The following is a 21,195-nucleotide window of genomic DNA, read 5'->3' on the forward strand; positions in this document are numbered from 1 at the left end:
GTGCGGCGCCCGCGAGGCGCGTCGCCCGGAGTCCAGACGACGGGGGAGGGTCTGCGGCCGGTATCGCCTGGCCATTCAGACGACAGACCCGACTTCGAGGAGTTCCCATGGCTGACACCATCCGCATCCCCGCGACCACGCGCAGCGACTTCGGCAAGGGCTACGCCCGCCGCATCCGCAACAACGACCAGATCCCCGCGGTCGTCTACGGCCACGGCGCCGAGCCGCAGCACGTGATCATCCCCGGCCACGAGACCATGCTCGCCGTGCGCCACTCCAACGCCGTGCTCGAGCTCGACGTCGAGGGCGCCACCCAGCTGGTCATGGTCAAGGACATCCAGCGCCACGCCACCCGCCCGGAGATCCTGCACATCGACCTGCTCGCCGTGCGCCGCGGCGAGAAGGTCGAGGTCGAGATCCCCGTCCACGTCATCGGCGAGGTCGACCCGACCGCCGTGCACAACGTCGAGGAGAACACCCTCACCGTCGAGGCCGACGCCCTGAACGTGCCGGACTCCGTCACCATCAACCTCGACGGCCACGGCGTGGGCGACCACGTCTACGCCGCCGACGTCCGCCTGCCCGAGGGCGTGGCCATGGTCTCCGACCCGGAGCTGCTGGTCATCAACGTCTCCGAGCCCCAGGCCGTCGACCTCGGCGAGGCCGAGACCGAGGGCGAGACCGAGGCCCCCGAGGGCGACGTCGTCCCCGAGAACGAGGCCTGAGCCTCACCGCTCATCTGATCCACGTGATCCTCGAAGTGCGGGGCGGCTTGCGAGCCGCCCCGCACTTCGCATGACCGCACTGTTCACCACTTCGATGGAGGCACCGATGTCCGACGCATGGCTGGTCGTGGGGCTGGGCAACCCCGGTCCCGAGTACGCCCGGACCCGGCACAACGTGGGACAGATGGTCCTCGACGAGCTGGCCTCCCGGCTCGGCGGGACCTTCAAGGTGCACAAGACCCGCGCCCAGGTCCTCGAGTCCCGGCTGCGCCCGGGCGGACCGCGGGTGGTGCTGGCCAAGCCCCTGACCTACATGAACACCTCCGGCGGGCCCGTGGCCGGCCTTGCCAAGTTCTACGACATCCCCGCCGAGCGGGTGATCGCGGTGCACGACGAGATCGACATCCCCTTCGCCGCCCTGAAGCTCAAGATCGGCGGGGGAGAGGGCGGGCACAACGGCCTGCGGGACATGTCCAAGGCCCTGTCCACCAAGGACTACTACCGCGTGCGGGTGGGCGTGGGTCGCCCGCCGGGCCGGATGGACGCCGCCTCCTACGTGCTCAAGCCCTTCTCCTCCACCGAGGGCAAGGAATTGCCCTTCCTGCTCGACGACGCCGCCGACGCGGTGGAGCACCTCGTCGAGAACGGACTGCTCGAGGCGCAGCAGAAGTTCCACGCGCGGTGATTCCCGCCCGGGTGCTGTGGGCGCGTGAGACCGCAGTGCCCCGGCCCGTGCGCATCGTCGGTGCGGTCATGGTGGTCGACGCGCTGCTGCTGACTGCGCACGTCCTCCACCGCAGCGGATCCGTCCTGGACCCGGACGGCAGCTGGTTCCGCCTCTTCCGCACGGGCGCCCTGTGGAACGGCGGGATCGACGGCTCACTGATGGAGTCCTTCGGGCTTCTCCAGCTCGGCGCCGCGGCTGTCCTCCTCCTACACCTGGGCCTGCGCGATGCGACGCACCGGGTGCTCGCCGCGTGGGGCGGCGTCTTCCTCCTGCTGATTGCCGACGACCTCTGCCGGATCCACGAGCGGGTGGGCGCCCGCCTCGCCCTGGACCGGCTGATGCCCTCGCTGGGCGCGACCACCGCCCAGGAGCTCGGCGGACTGCTGTTCTGGGCGGCGTCCGGACTCGTGCTGGTGGGTGGACTGATCTCCCTGCACCGCCGGAGCGGAGCCCGTGCGCGCACCGAGTCCTGGTCGCTGCTGACCACCGTGGTGCCCTTCGTGCTCGTCGCCTCGGGCTACGTCCTGGTGGGCGCCGTCCGCCCCGGCCTGTTCGACGGCCCCTGGGGCGAGGTCGCGGCACTGGTGCGGATCACGGTGAAGCTGCTGACCATGACGCTCCTGCTCGTCCGGACGGTGCACTGAAGCGCGGCCTCTCAGTAGCGCGCGTCCACGTTGCGCCGGACGCGTTCCGCGGTCGTGCCGAGATCAAGGACGGGACAGGAGGTGCCTGCTGCCACGGACCTTTGCTTCGGTTCGTGCGTCCGTGTTCGTCCGAGGCGCTGTTTGGTGGGCATCAGTCATCGTCCGCGAGCAGTTCGCGCCGCAGGGTCTCCTGTAGTGCGTCGTTCGGTTCACCTTCTTCGCCGTCCAGGTCCAGGTAGATGCCCATTTCCGGGCCGTGGTACTCCCAATAGGCGAAGCTGAGGTCGTACTTCCGCAGCAGGGTCAGCACGTCGCTGGCCCACTGATCGCCGCCTTTGCCGTCGATCTCGAAGACATGCCGGACCGCACCGAACTCGAGCACCGACATCGGAACCTCGTGCTCGGCGCCGAACCGGAGATTCTCCGCCATGATCTGGTCGAGATACTCGATGTCGCGCGCCATGAAGCCGTCTCCCGGCGCGTCGGGTTGTTCACCGTAGAGCTCCAACTGGAGTCCCACCCGGGGACTTCTGCCCTGGAGCCCGGTCACCTCGTCACCGCGCATGTATCCCTGAATGCGATATTGATTGCCGGGCGACACCGTGAACAGATTCTCGCTGCTGCTCCAACCAGCTCCGGACGTCACCGTTCCACTGATCGACAGGCTGGCGTCGTCCTGATGCCCCGAGGACTCCCTCGTGTGCGTCACGGACGATGCTCCACCGTCTTGGCCCGTCCAGGGGAACCACGTGGTGGTGCTGTCCTCGGTCAGTTGGTCTTGGAGGACCTCGCGGATTTCGACCCCGGAGGGGTCGTACTCCGTGACTCTGATGCTGTCGATGTGAACGGTCCCGCTCATTCCGCCCTCCACCACGATCTGAGGAGAAGCTGTGGTGGCGGCGCGTTCGTCGAGGGTGACCTTGCCGCTGTCGAACTCCGTCCAGCTGGTCGTCCCCGTCGGCAGGGGTGGCGTGCCGATGCGGTTGCCCTTCAGCACCCGTGGCGGAGTGGTCGGGACCAGGTGATCGGGATCGGGATAGCGGCCGCCGTCCCGGAGCGTCGGCACCCACGACGCGAACTGGTGCGTGTACCGGTAGGGGTCGTAGAAGTGGAAGTCGTACATGACGTTGTCATCGTCCACGAGCAGATGACGTTTCGCTCCCTCCGGGTCGAACGCGCCGTCCATACCGTAAACGGCGCCGACCACCAGAAGGTGGTTCTGGTCCACCGACCGGATCGCATCAGCGATGTCCTGTGCGAGACTCCGCCACTGCTCGCCGCTCGAATCAATCGTCACCGGCTCATTCAGCAGGTCGTAGGCCGCGACGGCAGGCTCCTCGCGGTAGCGCTTCGCGATGCTCGCCCAAAGATCGATGTTCTGCTGTCGGAGTTCGTCGTCGGTCCACATGTCGAAGTCGGCGGCGCCGGTGCTGGACCCCAGCCAATAGCCGCCGATGGGAATGTGGAGGTCGAGGATCAGCCGGACACCGTGCTGCCGTGCCCACTCCACGTTCTGGTCCAGCCACGCCCAGAACGAATCCGGGTCCTCCATGTACCAGTCACCCTTGAACGCGAAACGGATGCTGTCGAACCCCAGGTCCTTCACGCGCTCGTAGTCACGTTCGGAATGGTGGCCGGATGTCAGCAGCTCGTTGGGCACGATGTCCAGTTCGTACTCGTTGGTGAAGTTGACGGCCTTGAGACGCGTGGGCTGTCCATCGACTACCAAGCCCCGGCCTTCTGCTCGCACGAACCCTGTGCGCACATCGCTCTCTGGGGCAGGACTGCTGTTTCCCAGATCGATGGTGCATCCGGAGCACACCAGGATCACAACCCCGAGCATTATCTTCAGCCGGGTGAGCCGTACCGTCATCCCACAGGGGTGAGGCGGTCTCGATGGGGGGACAGGCACAGGAGCCTCCTGCTCAATGCGTCACAAGTCACGTCTCGCCTGACGAGCTACGGTGCCAAGTCCGCGAATACGACAAGTATGTGGCTGCTTTTCGGGCAGCCGACCCACCGGCTGGACTCAGCGCTTCGCGAGCCAGGCCTCGGCCTCCTGGGACTGCAGGGACAGGGCCTTGCCGATGAACGGCTCGGCGGCCTCGGCGACCATCTTGCCGACGAACGGGATGTTGGCCTTCACCACGCAGTGCACGTGCACCTCGGTGGAGCCGCCCTGCGGGGTGAGGGTCTGGGTGGCGGACCCGGAGACCGGCAGGGCGCCCACGGAGATCTCGGTGCGCACGATCCGGATCCCGTCGGCTTCCGGGGTGTGGTAGGTGTCCACCTGGGTGAGCTGCACCGAGGAGCCCACGAACTTCCGGGCCATCTCCGGCAGCCGGTCCGCGGCCATGGTCCGCACCGTGGTCACGGCGAACTGCGCCTCGACGTCCCCGGCGACCTCCACCGAGTCCAGGGTGGCCCCGGCGCGGTGGGTCACGTGCCGGATGAACTCCTCGTCGGTGAAGGTCACCACGACCTGGTCGAGGGGAGCGGGGACGGTGGTGGAGGCGGTGACGGCCATGGAGGACTCCTCGGTAGCGGCGGATCGGCAGGGGCGGTTGCGTGCTCCCATGGTAGGCGGGTGCCCGCGGCCAGGGCTGTGGGCGGGACGGTGGGGTCCGGACGAGGCCCTGTCGGGGCCCGGGAGTAAGCTGGGACCCGCGAACGTTGGCTCCGACAGCCTCTGTGCTCCACCAGCACCCCACTCAGCGTCCCAGGAGACTGCTCACCCATGACCTTGTCCGGACTGCTCGCCGCCCTCGGGGCGGAGCGTTCCTTCGCCAATCTCCGCACCCAGGCCGGCCTGCCGCCGGGGGAGCGCAGCGCCGAGACCGTGATCAGCGCCCCGGACGGGATGCGCGCGGTGCTCACGGCCCAGCTGCGCGGCGCCCTCGACGACGCACCCGCCCCGGCCGGCTCCCGCGCCCCGGTGCTGCTGGCCGTCACCGCGACCGGCCGCGAGTCCGAGGACCTCGCCGCCGCCCTGGGCGCGTACCTGCCGGCCGAGGAGGTCGCGGAGTTCCCGGCCTGGGAGACCCTGCCGCACGAGCGGCTCTCGCCGCGCTCGGACACTGTGGGCCGCCGCCTGGACGTGCTGCGCCGGCTGGCCGGCAAGGATGCCGAGCGCCCGCTGCGAGTGGTCACGGCCCCGGTTCGCTCCGTGCTGCAGCCCGTCGTCGAAGGCCTGGGGGACATGGCGCCGGTGCGCTTCGCCCGGGGCGAGGAGCTCGACTTCGACGCCGCCGTGACCTCCCTCGCCGAGGCCGCGTACGCCCGGGTGGACATGGTCACCCGGCGGGGGGAGTTTGCCGTGCGCGGCGGGATCATCGACGTGTTCTCGCCGGTCGAGGACCACCCGGTGCGGATCGAGTTCTTCGGGGACGAGGTGGACGAGCTGCGCTGGTTCGCCGTGGCCGACCAGCGCACCTTGACCACCGGGGACCACCCGGAGCGGCTCGTGGCCCCGCCGTGCCGCGAGGTGCTCATCACCCCGTCCGTGATGTCCCGGGCTGCGAAGCTCAAGAACTCCCTGCCCGGCGCGGAGTCCATGCTCGAGCGGATCGCCGGCGGCATCTACGTGGAGGGCATGGAGTCCCTCGCGCCGCTGCTGGTGGACGGCCTGGTGCCCATGCTGTCCCTGCTCCCGCCCGGCTCGCTCGTGGTGGTCATGGAGCCGGAGAAGGTCCGCACCCGCGCCCACGACCTCGTGGCCACCAACGAGGAGTTCCTCCTCGCCGCGTGGGACTCCGCCTCGGACGGGCAGTCCGCTCCCATCGACATCACCTCCGCCGAGCACGTCGTCCGGAACGACGACGGCGAGGGCCGCACTCTGACCTCCGGGTCCTTCCAGACCCTCGCCGAGGCCCGGGCCACCGCGCTGGGAGCAGGCCTCGGCTGGTGGGCCGTCACCGCGCTCAACGTCAACGCGGTGGCCGGCCAGGACGTGGACGCGGACACCGCCGCGGAGGACATCGCTCTCATCGACTCGGACGCCGACACCCTCACCGTGGCCGCCCGGGACCCGCTGGGCTTCCACGGGGACGTCGAGGCGATGCTCGAGTTCCTGCAGGGGCGGGTGGCGGACGGCTGGCGCGTCGTCGCCGTCACGGAAGGTCCCGGTCCGCTGGCCCGGATCGCGGAGTTGCTGCACGAGGCCGGGATCCCCGCCGCCCGCCGCGACACCCTCGCCGAGCAGCCGCAGCCCGGGATCGTGGAGCTCACCACCGCCGTGGCCGGCAAGGGCTTCGCCCTGGACGGGCCGCGGATCGTGCTGCTCACCGAGGCGGACCTGCTGGGCAAGGCCAGCCCCTACACCACCAAGGACATGCGCAAGCTCCCGGTGCGGCGCAAGCGCAACGCCGTGGACCCCCTGGCGCTGAGCCAGGGCGACTTCGTGGTGCACGAACAGCACGGCATCGGCCAGTTCGTGGAGCTCATCCAGCGGCCCATCGCCGGGGCGATGATCAAGCCCGGCCAGCCCAAGCCCGTGCGCGAGTACCTGGTGCTCGAGTACGCCCCCTCCAAGCGCAACGGCCCGCGGGACCGCCTGTTCGTGCCCACCGACCAGCTCGACCAGGTCACCAACTACGTGGGCGGCGAGACCCCCACCCTGTCCAAGATGGGCGGGACCGACTGGAACAAGACCAAGCGCGCCGCCAAGAAGGCCGTCCGGGACATCGCCAACGAGCTGATCCGCCTGTACTCGGCGCGGATGGCCTCCCGCGGGCACGCCTTCGCGGAGGACACCCCGTGGCAGCGCGAGCTCGAGGAGGCGTTCCCCTACATCGAGACCCCGGACCAGCTGACCACCATCGACGAGGTCAAGGCGGACATGGAGCGGGAGGTCCCCATGGACCGGCTGATCTCCGGGGACGTGGGCTACGGCAAGACCGAGGTGGCGGTGCGCGCGGCGTTCAAGGCCGTGCAGGACGGCAAGCAGGTCGCCGTGCTCGTGCCCACCACGCTGCTGGCCCAGCAGCACGCCGAGACGTTCACCGAGCGCTTCTCCGGCTTCCCGGTGCGCCTGGCCGCGCTCTCCCGGTTCCAGACCGCCAAGGAGACCAAGGAGACGCTCGCCGGGCTCAAGGACGGGTCCGTGGACGTGGTGATCGGCACCCACCGGCTGCTGTCCAAGGAGGTCCAGTTCAAGGACCTCGGCCTCGTGGTCATCGACGAGGAGCAGCGCTTCGGCGTGGAGCACAAGGAGAAGCTCAAGGCGATGCGGACCAACGTGGACGTCCTGGCGATGTCCGCGACCCCCATCCCGCGCACCCTGGAGATGTCGCTGACCGGCATCCGCGAGACCTCCACCCTGGCCACCCCGCCGGAGGAGCGCCACCCCGTGCTCACCTACGTGGGCGGCTACACCGACAAGCAGGTCTCCGCCGCCGTCCGGCGCGAGCTCATGCGCGAGGGCCAGGTGTTCTACATCCACAACCGGGTCTCCTCGATCGAGCGCAAGGCCAAGGAGCTCGCCGAGCTCGTGCCCGAGGCGCGGATCGCCGTGGCGCACGGGCAGATGTCCGAGTCCCGGCTGGAGCAGATCATCGTGGACTTCTGGGAGAAGAAATTCGACGTCCTGGTGTGCACCACCATCGTGGAGACCGGCCTGGACATCGCCAACGCCAACACCCTGATCGTCGACGGCGCGGACCGCTACGGTCTCTCGCAGCTCCACCAGCTGCGCGGGCGCGTGGGCCGCGGCCGGGAACGGGCCTACGCCTACTTCCTCTACCAGGCCGAGAAGCCGCTCTCCGAGACGGCGCTGGAGCGGCTCAAGGCCGTCGCCGCCCACAACGAGCTCGGCGCCGGCATGCAGCTGGCCGTCAAGGACCTCGAGATCCGCGGCGCCGGCAACCTGCTGGGCGGGGAGCAGTCCGGGCACATCGCCGGGGTGGGCTTCGACATGTACCTGCGCCTCGTGGGCGAGGCCGTCGCCGAGTACCGCGGCGAGGAGGACGAGCGGCCCACCGAGATGAAGATCGAGCTGCCGGTCAACGCCTACCTGCCGCACGACTACGTCCCGGGGGAGCGGCTGCGCCTGGAGGCCTACCGCAACCTCGCCAATGCCGCCACGGAGGAGGCGATCCAGGAGGTCGCCGACGAGCTCGTGGACCGCTACGGCGAGGTGCCCGAGCCCGTGCAGAACCTGCTCGAGGTCGCCCGCTTCCGGGTGACCGCCCGCGCCGCCGGTCTCACCGACGTCGCGGCGCAGGGCAACATGGTCCGCTTCGCCCCGGCCGACCTCCCCGAGTCCCGGCAGATGCGGCTCACCCGCCTCTACCCGGGCGCGCAGGTCAAGGCGGTGCCCGGCACCGACACCTTCCAGGTGCTCATCCCCAAGCCCAAGACCGAGCGGATCGGCGGCAAGGACCTCGTGGACGGCGCGGTGCTCGCCTGGGCCCGCGGCGTGGTCGAGGCGGTCTTCGCGAAGGAGCCGGCCACGGCCTGATCCGTCGGCGCGGCGGCCGCCGTCCGGTCCACCGGGCACGGAAAAGGTCCCCTCCCGCAGTGGGAGGGGACCTTTGCGGTGCGAGCGGTCGTCAGGTCGTCGTCGGACCCGGCGCGGCCCTACTCGACGTTCTTGCCGTACTTGTCGCCGTGGTGGACGGCCGCGGTCCTGGCGTCGCGCTCGCGGGCGTCGCGGGGGCCGTCGTCGAACGCGGCGGCGGTGCGGCCCTGGCCCATGGCGGGGACCTCGGTCGAGGAGGGGACGTCCATGAGGACCGTGCGGCCGCCGAAGGCCTTCTTAGCGGTGCTGTTCTGCAGGATGCCCACCGGGATGAGCAGGGCCAGGGCGTAGAGACCCAGGCCGAGGATCCAGATCAGCGGGCTGTTGGGGTAGCTGGCGAAAGCGATGAAGCTGCCGATCATGATGGCCATGCACAGCGCGAGGAACACGAGGTTGTTGACCGTGCGTCCTTGGCCGGAGTGCGAGCGCACGGTGGCGCCGCCGCTGCGGCCGGTCGACGCGTCCGCCGAGGCGCTGGTGGAGGACTGGGCTCTGTTGGCCATGGATCTAACCCTTCTGGCGGTGGGAGGCGGCCGGTCACGGGCGGCCGCGAAGCATTCCCGGCCAGTCTAGTCGCACCGACCGACGCCCAGATGCTCCGCGCGACCGCCTCGTCCGCAATGCCAACGGCCCCCTCCTGCGGGTGCGGGAGGGGGCCGTGCGTCGTCGTGCGGGGCGGGCTACTGGGTCGCCTTGCCCAGGGCGTCGTTCTTGTGCTCGGCGCGGACCTCGGCGTCCCGGGTGCCGATGTTGCGGGGCGGGTCCGGGAAGGCCGCCGCGGTGGTCGGCTCGCCGGCGACCTCCGTGCTCGGCGGGACGTGCATGAGGATGGTGCGCCCGCCCTCGGCCTTCTTCGCGGTGCTGTTCTGGAGGAGGCTCACGGGGATCAGCAGCGCCAGGGCGTAGAGGCCCAGGCCGATGAACCAGATCAGCGGGCTGTTCGGGTAGCTGGCGAAGGCGATGAAGCTGCCGATCATGATCGCCATGCACAGGACGAGGAAGATCAGGTTGTTGACCGTGCGTCCCTGGCCCGAGTGGGAGCGGACGGTGGCGCCGCCGCTGCGGCCGCTGGGCGTCGCGTCCGCCGCGGTGCTGGTGGACGACTGGGCTCGGTTGGCCATGGATCCAATCCTTCTGACGGTGGGAGCGGCCGGCCACGGCGGCCGCGGGGCGTTCGGGGCCAGTCTAGTCGCTCGGGCGCGGGCCGCGGCGGTGCCCGGCGGAGGGCGCGGCGGACTCAGCCGAGGAGGGCGGGACCGCTGCTGGCGCCGATCCGGGAGGCGCCGGCCTCGATCATCGCCAGGGCATCCTCGCGGGTGCGAATCCCCCCGGAGGCCTTGACCCCGATGTCCGGGCCCACGGTGGCGCGCATCAGCCGGACGTCCGCCACGGTGGCCCCGGCGGTCGAGAAGCCCGTGGAGGTCTTCACGTAGTCCGCGCCGGCGGCCACGGCGGCCTCGCAGGCGAGGACCTTCTGCTCGTCGGTCAGCAGGCACGTCTCGATGATCACCTTGAGCCGGGCCCCGCCCTGGTGGGCGGCCTCGGCGACCGCGCGCACATCGGCCTCGACCCGTTCGCGCTCGCCGGCGCGGGCGGCGGCGATGTCGATGACCATGTCGATCTCGTCGGCCCCGGCGGCCACGGCCGTCGCGGTCTCGAAGGCCTTGACCTCCGTTGCGGACGCGCCCAGCGGGAAGCCGACCACGGCGCAGGTCAGCACGTCGCTGCCCGCGAGCTGCTCCCGCACGAACGGCGTCCACAGCGGGTTGGTGCACACCGAGGCGAAGCCGTACTGCCTCGCCTCCGCGCACAGGGTGGCAATCTGCTCGCGGGACGCCTCCGGCTTGAGCAGCGTGTGGTCGACGTAGAAGGCGAGCTGGGGGGTGGTCACGGGCGGCCTTTCGACAGGGCGGGCGGGTCGCGCCCAGCCTACCGGCGATCCAACGACGCCTTGAGCTGGCTCACTTGAGTTCGGACACCTGCACGAACTCGAATCCGAGGTCATTGAGGCCCTGCACCGTCTTCTTCAAGTACTCCAGATCGAGATAGGGGTGGAAGAAGAAGCTGGCCGTTGACTCGCGCACCACCAGGTTCGCTTCGGCACGGGAGACGAGGAACTTCGGATCACGGACGGCGTGGTTGTTCTGCTCGGTCTCGGTGATGTTCCCCAAGTTCTCGGGGTAGACCTTGGCCCCGTAGATGTCATGGACGGTGTAAGGGAAATGCTGGCTGTAGGCCTTCCCGGGCTCGCTGGGCTTCTGCGACAGTATGCCCGCGAAGTAGTCCGACTGCTCGTAGCGGGCATCGTAGACCTCGGATATGGCGGCGTATGCGTTGACTGAGGCGGCGTAGTGCGGAGTTTCGAAGATCACCGGTTCACCCAGACCAGCATCCTTCATGACCTGACGACCCTGCTCAATCCGGGCGACATGCTGCTCCACGCTGTCCTCGGCCACGGGTCCGATCTGGCGGATGTAGGAGTCGTTCTTGCACTTGCCGAATTCATACGGTTCTTGTGCCGTCGTGCTGCAGCCGTATCGATAGAACTCGTAGTCCTCGCCGGTGCGCCCGCTGTAAGGGTTGTCGGCCGCCCCGAACTGATGGGTCGTTCCGTGCTGAATCAACGTCCCTCCCCGCTCCTGCATGTATTTGAGGGCGTCCACCACCTCAGGACGATCCAGCAGGCTCAGCCCGTACCAGTCGTCTCCATCCGGCGTTCGTGCGACGTGGATCGGCATCACTGCAACCTGGAAAGGCACGCCGGCCCCGTGCAGATAATCGGCCACGGCACGGAGGTCCTGCGGGTCCGCCTCCGGGCCGACATCCTCGAGCCGCACTGCGGCCTGCTTCACTTCAGGCGTCTCCGGGGCCAGAAGGTCGTAGAACAAGTCGGAGTAGATGAGGTAGACATCGTTCACGTCGATGTAGTCCAGAGGAATCTCCGCGACATAGGTGAGGTTTCCGGAGCGAATCGCCCACGGGGCTTCACTGGACGGCACACGCTGCTCCGGACTGCACTGCGTCGCTCCGTCGTCGTTCCGGCACTGGGAGGTCGCGAGAACCTCCACGGCCTCGTCAACCTCGATGACCGGGGCCGCGAGTTCCGCAACGCCCTCGGCTGTGCGGGACACCTCACGGTCCTTGTACACGACTGTCCTCACCAGACCGCTCTCCACCGTGAGGGACTTGTGCGGGTCCCAACCGTACTGATCGACGAACGCGGCCGAACTGCCGGCCTCCCACCCTGCGAGGTCGTCGATGTTCTGGTCGACCCACATCACCGGTATCCCGCCTTCACGGACATCGTCGAGGAAACCTCGAGGAGGGGAGGCCGCGAAGTCGGTCCCGATGTAGATGACGGCGTCGAATGACTCCATCGTGTTCGCCGCATAGTCAGCCACCGGCTGGATCTCTGCTTCACCGAAGTGCGTCGCCAGATTGGCCGTTGCCACGGCATACATTTCAGCGTCGTCGGACGTCTCACCGGTGTTGTCGTAGAGGACCAAGGTGGACATCTTTCCGGTCTGCCCGAATCGACGATCGAATACCGCTTCCCCAGCACGAGCATCTGGGCCCTCTTTCGCCTCGGCTGCATACTGCTGCGCCAGAGGAGAGCCTTCCCCCTCAACCAGGGTGTCGTCGGTGAGACCGAAGACAGTTCCGACGGACACGGCCAGCAGGGCGGCCAGACCGACGAACCACTCGACTCGCCCGCGTCTCGTCAGCTGGAAGGGCTTGCTCATGAAATCTCCTCAGCGAGGCTCCCCGGGACCCCAGTGGAACGGCCCGGGGAGCTCGGCGTGCAGTATCTGATATGGATCAGCTGGTGGTTGACGCAGCGAACTGGGGTTCGTAGGTGAACTCCTCTACGAGATCGTCGAACCCAAAGTGTCGAGCCAGGGCGCGCACGGTGCGCTCCGCAGCGCGTCCGTCACCATAGGGATTGAGAGCCCTGGCCATGCGGCTGTACTCGTCCTGATCCGTGATGAGTGTCGAGACCTCTCGCACGATCACCTCTTCGTCGGTGCCCACGAGCTTGACGGCCCCGGCAACAACGGCTTCCGGACGCTCAGTGGTCTCCCTCATGACGAGAACCGGCTTGCCGAGGGACGGGCCCTCCTCCTGGACGCCTCCGCTGTCGGTGAGGATGATGGATGCCCGTTCGAGCAGGGCACAGAACTGTGCGTAAGGAAGAGGCTCTGTCATCAGGACGTTCTTCAGATCTTGAATGGCCGGCCGGATGGCGTCGCGAACCAGAGGATTACGGTGGGCGGGGAAGACGAAGTCGTGATCGGGGTGCTGCCGAGCGAGCGCTGCGATCGCTCTGCCGACGGCCTCCAAAGGCTCACCCCAGGACTCTCGCCGGTGTGCGGTCACGAGGACCACGGGTCGCCCCTCCGCGAGGCGCTGCGCCAGCTCGGGGTCCTCAATGCGTGGCTGTGAAGCCACGGTGATGAGCAGAGCATCGATGACGGAGTTCCCGGTGACCACGATGGTCGACGGATCAATGTTCTCCTTCAAAAGGTTGTCCCGGCTTGCCGCCGTCGGTGCCAGGTGCAAACTGGCGATCTGACCGGTCAGCCGCCGGTTGATCTCTTCGGGGAACGGGGAGTACTTGTTGCCCGTCCGCAGTCCTGCCTCGGTGTGCACCACGGGGATCTCCGCGTAGAAGGCGGCCAAAGCACCTACGAACGTCGTCGAAGTGTCTCCTTGTACAAGGACGGCATCGGGGCGGTCCTTTTTCAGAACTTCCGTCAGGCCTTCCAGCGTGCGGTTGCTGATCTGCATCAGGCTCTGTCCAGGCGCGTGGATGTCGAGGTCGCTATCGGGGACGATGCCGAAGTTCTGGTTCACCTGGTCGAGCATCTCGCGGTGCTGTCCCGTGACGACCACCCGTACTTCAAAGCGCGGATCGTCGCGGAGCGCGAGGACGAGAGGGGCCATCTTGATGCCCTCTGGGCGAGTGCCATAGATCGCCATGATGGTGATGGGCTTGGTGGACATGGTTGCTCCTGATTAGTCAGTGTGGTCCGCGCCGGCGCGGCGGACATCACGCGTTCGACCTGTCGTTGACTTCCAGGTCCTGGAATCGGACGCGGGCGTCCTCGGTGTACAGGCCGATGGCGCCGCCGCGATACGGCCGCTCGTCATCGACGATGGTGGTCAGCTCTCGGCCGTCGACGCGTACCGTCATGCGCGGCCAGTCCTGCTCGACCTCGACCCGGTACGCCTGACCGACAGGGAAGGTCCGGTCGTCACCGGTTGCGAGGAATCGCTGACTCCCGGGATAGGCCGGGTCCTGTTTCGAGATCTCCCACCCGTTGGGCTTGAGCGCGACGGCATAGAAGTGGTCGTTGTCCTTGAAGTTCCAGAGGACCCAGCCCACTTCCCACACATTCGGGTCGCCCTGCCGGAGTTGTTCCTCCGTCTTCATCGTGATGGCGAAATCAGCGTCCTCATAGGCCCGCGTGGTGTGCACCAACGATCCATGGGTGATGTCAGGTGATGCAGCGGCGTTCGGTTCCAGGACCACCTGCTTGTCCGAGCCCACAACACGTCCGTAGCCGGTGTAGAGAGCGGCCCACTGGCCATGGGTCTCGCCGTCGGACCACGGTTGTATACGCCACATGTTGTTGACCCCCGCCACGGCGACCAGAGCAAGTATCCCGAGTGCTAGAACGATTCGTACGGGTTTCCTCATGCGCGCACCTCGGTGGTGAGCTCCTTCGCCGACGAGTCGACCTGGGCTTTGTTCTCGACGATACGTTCAGTCTTCGACCAACCGTTGTGCCCACGCGCCGCTCTGTAGGCCGCCTTCCATCCTGCGAGATACCACAGCGTCGCGTAGAGCACGTACGCGTGCATCAGGAGCACGGCAGTCGGCGCTCGCAGGCCGTGGTGCCGTTCTTGGGACCAGTACACGAGACCGAACAGGAGGGCCGGCCCGAATGCGACGAGATAGGCCGAGATCCACCACCGTGAGACGACGGCGTCGCCCACCACGATCCCGAGGATGACGTCGAATGCCCACAGGGCGAAGGCCACACTGAGGAATGACGTGATCAGCAGGAGAAACGGACTGGTCAGGTGGTACACCAGGTCGGCCCGCCGTGTGCCGGTGAGGTCGCGGAGCACCCAGGGGACCAGGCCCCAGGACTGCAGGTGTCCCTGGAACCAGCGCGTCCGCTGCTTCACCCATCGTTTGATGTCCACGAGTCCTTGCTGGTGCACCGACGACGTCGAACAGAACTCCGTCTCCCATCCATCGATGAGGAGCCGCACACCCAGGTCGAGGTCTTCCGTGAGGCTGCGCGACCACGGTGACTCTCCCAGCCCGTTGAGGGCGGAGAGTCGGACGAATTGACCGTTGCCACCGAGTCCGACGCTCTTGAGATGACGTCGCCCACGCTGGAAGACGTGTGTGTAGAGCACGAACTCCAGATCCTGCATACGAGCCAACAGGCTTTGGTGCCGGTTGTTGATACGGACGCCGATCTGGGCCGCACCGAGCCGGTCGTCCAAGAAGAGCGGCATCACGTCACGAAGAGCATGGGAATCTAGTCGCCCGTCTGCGTCCATGACGCAGACGACCACGTCCGAGTGCGGTGTGCCGGCGATCAGATCGCTGGTCCGCAGATGTTGGATCGCGGCGTTCAAGGCCTCCCCCTTGCCTTGGCGTGCCTCGGGCAAGGTTCGCTGGAAGAGGTGTACCCGCGGGTCAGGATGTGCTTGGACAATGGCGGCTGTGTCGTCGTCGGAGCCGTCGTCGATCACCAGAATGTGCACACGCGGATGCTCGAGACTCGCGAGACGGTCGAGGCTGGCCCCGAGAACGCGATCCTCGTTCAGGCACGGAACGACGAACACGACGGTCTTGTCGTCCCGCATGTTCGACACCTGACGTCGGCGTGCCCGCGCGTGCCGGGGTTCAAAACGGGAAAGTACGAGAAGCGTCATGCCGTACAGCACGCTGAGTGAGACCAACAGGACGGCGAGAGCCAGGATCAAGTCGATCCGCTCTCCGAAGAGCATGATCATGTCGGAAAGCTCAGGCGCTCATGGCGCGCTCATCGGGGCCCGGAACCAGTCGGTTTCCCCAGCCGTCATCGAGAGGCAGCGGAAGGGACGTCACAGTAGCCCTGGGCTCGGTGGTGAGGGGACGACGCAACGCATTCACCTTGGTGATGGCGCCGGAAATCGTCACCGCACTCAGCATGAACAGCAGATAGGCCAGGAACAGCGCCATGGCGATCATGAGTAAGACACGACTTCCGCTCTGCAGGAACGACTGTGCGGATTCCGCGACGGAAATAGTACTCGTAGGCATGACAATAAAAATCGACATGGAAAGCTCCCCCTGATAAAGGCTGGCCCGTCCCCCCGACGCGCCGGTCGATCTCCTTCCCCAAGGCGACCGACCAGAATTAGCCTTTCAGAATCCCGATACCTCCGCAAAGCGACCGCGGGCGCGATGCTTGCTCTGCAAGGGTTACAATTGCAAACAATTTCCAGGAGAGGTTGAAAACGCTTCTATTAGCCCCGCTGTGATGGCTGATCGGCCTCTATCTGTGGACCACTTGGGGGACACGCCCCTGAAGGGATGCGACGAAGCCAGGTGATCGACATCAGAGGGTTCATTGGCAGATGACGGCTTGTTGCACTCCGAAAAGGTGCCAAAGGTGTCGGCGCGGCATGGGCGGTGAGTCGGCCGCCGGTGGCCGGACCGGAATGGCACTGGATGTCCGTAGAACCTGGCGACGGTCGGGCTGTGACCGTTCCGTCACCATTACATCAGGAAAGTGTTCGCTAATCCGGTGTGATCTGCTACATTCGATGCACGACGAACGAATGTCCGTCTGACCTGCGGCCTTGGCGGTTGCCGAGCGGTCGCAGGGGTGCGTCGGGATACCCCCGGTTCCCCTGACCCCCGTCCTGGCGCGCCCCCGCAATCGTCCCGCGCCCACCGGGCCGACGACCGGTCGCCGCTGGGCACGTCCACCCCGCCGCGTGCTCCCGCCGCCGCACGCTTCCGCCTTCGAACCAGCTCCGCCTCGAGACGATCGCCCATCGCGCCCGCGGTCGGAGCGGCTACCGCCCGTCGTCGTCGGGCTGCGCGCCGGACAGGGCGTCGGTGAGCTGCTTGAGCATCGCGCCCATCCGGAAGCGCTCCGGCACGAGCGGCTCGATCCCGAGCTCCAGCAGCGGCGCGGCCGTCACGGGCCCCACGGTCGCGGCGAGCATCCCGCCGCGGAACGCCGCCAGCAGCTCCTCGTGCAGGCCCAGCTCCTCGGCCGTGCTGAACAGCGCGTCCACGGCCGGGGCGGCGGTGAACGTCACGGCGTCCACCCGCCCCGCCGCGGCCTCCCGCACGAGCACGGGCACCTGCCCGGCGTCGTCGGCGGAGGCCCACCGGTAGGGCGTCACGGTGAGCACATGGGCGCCGGCGTCGGTGAGCCGGCGGCGCTGGACCACGTCGGCGATCCCGTGCAGCTGCAGGCCGATCGTGCGCCCGGTGAGGTCCCCGCCGTGCTCGGCCAGGACGAGGTCCACGAGCCCGGCGGTGGTCTCGTCCGCGGACATCCCGGCGTCCTCCAGGCCCAGGCCGCGCACCGCGCCCCGGCCCTTGGGCCCGCGCACGTAGACGGCGGCCTCGCGCAGGCACAGCAGCAGGTCGGCGTCGAAGCCCTGGGCCACGGCGGCGTCGTGCCAGCGGCGCAGGCCGTAGCCGGTGGTCAGCAGCACGAGGTCCGGGCGGGCCTCGAACATCGCCCGGGAGGCGGCCGCGAGCCCGGCGTCCTCGCCGACCGGCTCCACGCGCAGGGCGGGGGCGTGCAGCACGCGGGCGCCGCGGCGCTCCAGGGCCGCGATCTGGTCCTCGGAGCGGCGGTGCGCGGTCACGCCCACCACCCGGCCGGCCAGCGGCAGGTCCTCAGCAGCCATGGGCGGTGACCTCCGCGAGGAACGCGTCCCGCTCGGCGGTCGCCAGGCGGACCACGGGTCCGACGACGACGACGGCGGGCGAGCCGCAGCCCGCCGCCGCGGTGTCCGCGACCGCGGTGGCGAGCGTGCTGATCGTGGAGCGCTGCCGGTCGGTGAACCCACGCTCCACCACCGCCAGCGGGGTCTTCGGATCGGCGCCGTTCCGGACGAGGCCGGCCACGAGGTGGGGGAGGGTGGCCACGCCCATGAGCACCACGAGGGTGCCCCCGCCGGCGCCGAGGCCGGCGAAGTGGGCGAGCTCCGCCTCGGAGAACGGCACGTGCCCGGAGGCGACCGTGAACATCCGGGAGACCTCGCGAAAGGTCACGGGGATCCCGGCCGCGCCCGGCACCGAGACCGCGCTGGTGATCCCCGGGACCACGTCCACGGGGATGCCGTGGGCGGCGCACGCGGCGAGCTCCTCGGCGCCGCGGCCGAAGACGTAGGGGTCCCCGCCCTTGAGCCGCACCACCGAGCGGCCGGCCAGGGCGTGCTCCACCATGAGGTCCTGGATCTGCGACTGCGGGACGGGGTGGTGGCCGGGGGTCTTGCCGACCGGGATGATCTCGGCGCCGGGGGCCGCGGCGGCCACCGCGCCCGCGGGGGCGAGCCGGTCGACGAACACCACGTCGGCGTCCTGCAGGGCCGCCACGGCGCGCACGGTGAGCAGGTCGTCCGCGCCGGGGCCGCCGCCGACCAGGGTCACCCGGCCGCCGGTGCGGGCCGCGGGCTCCTGCACCACGGGCACGCGGGCGCCGGCCGCGGCCAAGGCCTCGCGCCAGCGCTGCGCCGCCGGGCCCACGACCACGGCGAGCGCGACGCCCGCGAGGTCGGCCACGCCGAGCAGCGCGGGCTCGGCCACGGAGCGCACGGCGGCACCGGCCGCCTCGTAGCGGCGCCGGGCGCGGCGGGCGTCGTCCGGGGCGCCGAGGACGAGCACCGGGACTCCGGTGAGGTCGGCGGTCAACAGCATGCGGTCCTCCAGGGGGAGAGCGGGGGTCGTGGCGGGCCGGCCGCCACTACCAGGATGCGGCACGCGTGTTACAGCACGGTTGCCCCCGTGACGTCGCGTGACGCCGGCGACCGCTGCGGGCCGTGTTTCGTAGGCTGGGATTCATGACGACCTCCGACGCCCCCGTCCTGCTCGCCTGCGCCCACGGCACCAGCTCCCCGTCCGGGCGCACTGCCGTGCAGCGCCTCGTGGACGCCGTGGCCGCCGAGCTGCCGGACGTCGAGGTGGTGCCCACCTGGGTGGACGTGCAGACCCCCGACCTGACCGAGCGCACCGAGCAGTACGCCGGGCGCCCCGCCGTGGTGGTGCCGCTGCTGCTCTCCGCCGGCTACCACGTCTACGTGGACGTGGCCGAGGCGGTCGCCGCCGACGACCTCCACCGGGTCTCGGCCGCCCTGGGCCCGGACCGGGCGCTCGCCCGGCTGCTCGCCCGGCGGGTGCACGAGGCCTGCGCGGCCGCCGGGGCCCCGCTGGCGGAGCACGACGCCGTGGTGCTGGCCACCGCCGGGTCCTCGGACCGCCGCGCGGTGGCGGACTGCGCCACGGTCGCGGAGCTGCTGGCCGAGGAGCTGGGGCGGCCCGTGACCGTGTCCTACCTGGCCGCCGCCCGCCCGCGCGTGGCCGAGGCGGTGGCCGGCGCCCGGGCCGGCCTGGCGGACGGGGGGCGCGTCGTCGTCGCCAACTACCTCCTGGCCCCCGGCTACTTCCTCGACCTCTCCCGGAAGGCCGGTGCGGACGTGGACACCGACCCCCTGGCCGTGCCGGAGGGAGAGGTCCCCGCCGAACTGGTGGACGTGGTCGTTGCTCGCTACCGCTCAGTGCCCTGAGCCCTTGGCTCGCCCTCCCGAATGCGCCGAGTCCCCAGTCCCGTCGCAGATCCCCAGATTGAGTTTGGGGAACTGCCACAGCACTGGGGACTCGGCGGAAATGGCGCCCGGAGTGTGGGGGCTCGGCGGGGCGAGTGGGGCAGGGCGGGGGTCAGTCGCGGGGGCGGGTGAGGTCGGCGTCCTCGTAGCGGACCATCGTCGAGCCGGTGACCAACTTGTGGCCCAACCACAGGGCCAGGAACAACGGCAGGCCGATGTAGGCGGTCAGGGCGGCCATGAGGTCCATGTCGCCGATGAACGCCTGGTAGTTCTGCCCGAGGATCACCACGGCGCACAGCACGAGCGCCACCAGGGGGCCCAGCGGGAAGAACCGTGCCCGGTAGGGGAGGTCGGCGAGGTCGTGGCCCTGGACGGTGTACGCCCTGCGGAACCGGTAGTGGCTCCACGCGATGCCCATCCACACAATGAACCCGGCCAGCCCCGAGGCGCTGACCAGCCACACGTACGCGTCACCGTCCCCGATGAAGGTGGTGAGGAAGGACGCCCCGCCCACCAGGGTGGTGGCGACGAGCGCGTTCATGGGCACGCCGCGGCGGTTCACCTTGGCCAGGAAGCGCGGGGCCTTGCCGCTGTCGGCGAGCGCCCACAGCATGCGGGTGGAGGCGTAGAGCCCGGAGTTGCCGGCCGAGAGGATGGCGGTGAGGATCACCGCGTTCATGACCGAGGCCGCCGCCAGCACGCCCGCGTTCTGGAAGACCAGGGTGAACGGGGAGATGGAGATGTCCTCGACGCCGCTGCCCAGCAGCTGGGGGCTGGTGTAGGGGATGAGGAAGCCGATCACGGTGATGGCGCCCACGTAGAAGAGCAGGATGCGCACGAACACGGTGCGGATGGCCTTGGGCACGTTCTTCTCGGGGTTCTCCGCCTCGCCGGCGGCCACACCGACGAGCTCGGTGCCCTGGAAGGAGAAGCCGGCCACCATGAAGATCGCCAGGATGCCGAGGCCGCCGCCCACGAAGGGCGCCTCCCCGGTGGTCCAGTTCTCGAAGCCGGGCGACTCCCCGCCCAGGATGCCGACGATCATCAGGATGCCGAGCCCCAGGAAGAGCACGATCGTGACGACCTTGACGAGGGAGAACCAGAACTCGCTCTCGCCGTAGGCCCGGGCGCTGAGCGCATTGAGGGCGAACAGGATCGCCAGGAAGGCCCCGGACCAGATCCAGGAGGGCGAGTCGGGGAACCAGTAGCGCATGATCAGCGCGGCGGCCACGAGCTCGGCGGCCACGGTGATCGCCCAGTTGTACCAGTAGTTCCAGCCGATGGCGAAGCCGAAGGACGGGCTCACGAAGCGGGTCGAGTACTCCTCGAAGGCGCCCGAGACCGGCAGGTAGGTGGCCATCTCGCCGAGGCTCTGCATCAGCAGGAAGACCATGAAGCCGATGACCACGTAGGCCAGGAGCGCCCCTCCCGGCCCGGCGGTGGCGATGGTGTTGCCCGAGGCCACGAACAGGCCGGTGCCGATGGCGCCGCCCATCGCGATCATGGTCAGGTGACGGGGCTTGAGGCTGCGGCGCAGCCTGTCCTGGGCCGGCGGCTGCTCCTGGATCTCAGGAGCGCTCTGCTCGGCCTGCGAGCGTGCGGTGATGGTCACGCGGAATCTTCTCCTCTGCTGCGGTGGACGGACCACGGAAGGAGGAAGTGAGGGGCGCCGTCCCCCCGAACGGTCCTGGCCGATTATGGGGGAACGATTGCGAAACCGAAATT

Annotated in this window: 18 protein-coding genes; 5 read left to right on the plus strand and 13 right to left on the minus strand. The window is 68.9% G+C overall.

Annotated elements, in window-relative coordinates; translation table 11 throughout:
* The first annotated feature begins 107 nt into the window (after positions 1-107).
* The 3 genes from E7Z53_RS14970 (at position 108) to E7Z53_RS14980 (ending at position 2,096) form a co-directional block, all read left to right on the plus strand.
* Positions 108-725, plus strand: a complete 618-nt coding sequence (locus E7Z53_RS14970) for a 50S ribosomal protein L25/general stress protein Ctc (protein ID WP_176338101.1) — start codon at positions 108-110, stop codon at positions 723-725.
* 106 nt (positions 726-831) lie between these two features.
* Positions 832-1,410, plus strand: a complete 579-nt coding sequence (gene pth / locus E7Z53_RS14975; protein ID WP_176338102.1) for an aminoacyl-tRNA hydrolase — start codon at positions 832-834, stop codon at positions 1,408-1,410.
* The gene (locus E7Z53_RS14980; RefSeq protein WP_176338103.1) at positions 1,407-2,096 is read left to right on the plus strand and encodes a hypothetical protein; all 690 of its coding nucleotides are present in this window, start codon (positions 1,407-1,409) and stop codon (positions 2,094-2,096) included. The genes pth and E7Z53_RS14980 overlap by 4 nt, the downstream gene beginning before the upstream one ends.
* Before the next feature lie 151 nt (positions 2,097-2,247).
* Here E7Z53_RS14980 and E7Z53_RS14985 read toward each other — a convergent pair whose 3' ends face one another.
* Positions 2,248-3,969 (minus strand): glycoside hydrolase family 5 protein, encoded by a 1,722-nt coding sequence (locus tag E7Z53_RS14985; RefSeq protein ID WP_176338104.1) that lies wholly within the window; start codon positions 3,967-3,969, stop codon positions 2,248-2,250.
* 156 nt (positions 3,970-4,125) lie between these two features.
* Complete coding sequence (locus E7Z53_RS14990) at positions 4,126-4,623, minus strand: DUF2505 domain-containing protein (protein WP_176338105.1); 498 nt, start codon at positions 4,621-4,623, stop codon at positions 4,126-4,128.
* 210 nt (positions 4,624-4,833) lie between these two features.
* Here E7Z53_RS14990 and mfd point away from each other — a divergent pair, with 210 nt between their 5' ends.
* Positions 4,834-8,553, plus strand: coding sequence for a transcription-repair coupling factor (gene mfd, locus E7Z53_RS14995; RefSeq protein WP_176338106.1), 3,720 nt, complete (start codon positions 4,834-4,836; stop codon positions 8,551-8,553).
* 119 nt (positions 8,554-8,672) lie between these two features.
* Here mfd and E7Z53_RS15000 read toward each other — a convergent pair whose 3' ends face one another.
* From E7Z53_RS15000 to cobA, 10 genes are all read right to left on the minus strand, one after another.
* Positions 8,673-9,116, minus strand: a complete 444-nt coding sequence (locus tag E7Z53_RS15000; protein WP_176338107.1) for a hypothetical protein — start codon at positions 9,114-9,116, stop codon at positions 8,673-8,675.
* Positions 9,117-9,293: 177 nt separating this feature from the next.
* Positions 9,294-9,734, minus strand: coding sequence for a hypothetical protein (locus E7Z53_RS15005; protein ID WP_095651447.1), 441 nt, complete (start codon positions 9,732-9,734; stop codon positions 9,294-9,296).
* Between the two features lie 116 nt (positions 9,735-9,850).
* Positions 9,851-10,504, minus strand: coding sequence for a deoxyribose-phosphate aldolase (gene deoC / locus E7Z53_RS15010; protein WP_176338108.1), 654 nt, complete (start codon positions 10,502-10,504; stop codon positions 9,851-9,853).
* A gap of 70 nt (positions 10,505-10,574) precedes the next feature.
* Positions 10,575-12,356: a DUF2334 domain-containing protein gene (locus E7Z53_RS15015; protein ID WP_176338109.1), complete on the minus strand. Its 1,782-nt coding sequence runs from the start codon at positions 12,354-12,356 to the stop codon at positions 10,575-10,577.
* Between the two features lie 76 nt (positions 12,357-12,432).
* Entirely contained in the window at positions 12,433-13,617 is a 1,185-nt protein-coding gene (gene wecB, locus E7Z53_RS15020; protein WP_217905853.1) for a non-hydrolyzing UDP-N-acetylglucosamine 2-epimerase, read from the minus strand.
* A gap of 46 nt (positions 13,618-13,663) precedes the next feature.
* Positions 13,664-14,314, minus strand: a complete 651-nt coding sequence (locus E7Z53_RS15025) for a family 16 glycoside hydrolase (RefSeq protein WP_176338110.1) — start codon at positions 14,312-14,314, stop codon at positions 13,664-13,666.
* Positions 14,311-15,651, minus strand: a complete 1,341-nt coding sequence (locus E7Z53_RS15030; protein WP_217905854.1) for a glycosyltransferase — start codon at positions 15,649-15,651, stop codon at positions 14,311-14,313. The genes E7Z53_RS15025 and E7Z53_RS15030 overlap by 4 nt, the downstream gene beginning before the upstream one ends.
* Positions 15,652-15,661: 10 nt before the next feature.
* The gene (locus tag E7Z53_RS15035; protein WP_176338111.1) at positions 15,662-15,958 is read right to left on the minus strand and encodes a hypothetical protein; all 297 of its coding nucleotides are present in this window, start codon (positions 15,956-15,958) and stop codon (positions 15,662-15,664) included.
* Positions 15,959-16,701: 743 nt separating this feature from the next.
* Positions 16,702-17,553: a uroporphyrinogen-III synthase gene (locus E7Z53_RS15040; RefSeq protein ID WP_176338112.1), complete on the minus strand. Its 852-nt coding sequence runs from the start codon at positions 17,551-17,553 to the stop codon at positions 16,702-16,704.
* Positions 17,543-18,565 (minus strand): uroporphyrinogen-III C-methyltransferase, encoded by a 1,023-nt coding sequence (gene cobA / locus E7Z53_RS15045; RefSeq protein ID WP_176338113.1) that lies wholly within the window; start codon positions 18,563-18,565, stop codon positions 17,543-17,545. The genes E7Z53_RS15040 and cobA overlap by 11 nt, the downstream gene beginning before the upstream one ends.
* A 143-nt stretch (positions 18,566-18,708) precedes the next feature.
* On the opposite strand from cobA, the gene E7Z53_RS15050 reads away from it, so the two are divergent.
* Complete coding sequence (locus E7Z53_RS15050; protein ID WP_176338114.1) at positions 18,709-19,431, plus strand: sirohydrochlorin chelatase; 723 nt, start codon at positions 18,709-18,711, stop codon at positions 19,429-19,431.
* A 151-nt stretch (positions 19,432-19,582) separates the two neighbouring features.
* On the opposite strand, the gene E7Z53_RS15055 is transcribed toward E7Z53_RS15050, so the two are convergent.
* Positions 19,583-21,082 carry an amino acid permease gene (locus tag E7Z53_RS15055; protein WP_440941487.1) on the minus strand — a complete coding sequence of 500 codons (1,500 nt, stop codon included), beginning with the start codon at positions 21,080-21,082 and terminating at the stop codon, positions 19,583-19,585.
* Between the last annotated feature and the right edge of the window lie 113 nt (positions 21,083-21,195).

Origin of the sequence: Kocuria salina (genome assembly GCF_013368965.1) — a bacterium.
GTDB classification, from domain to species: domain Bacteria; phylum Actinomycetota; class Actinomycetes; order Actinomycetales; family Micrococcaceae; genus Kocuria; species Kocuria rosea.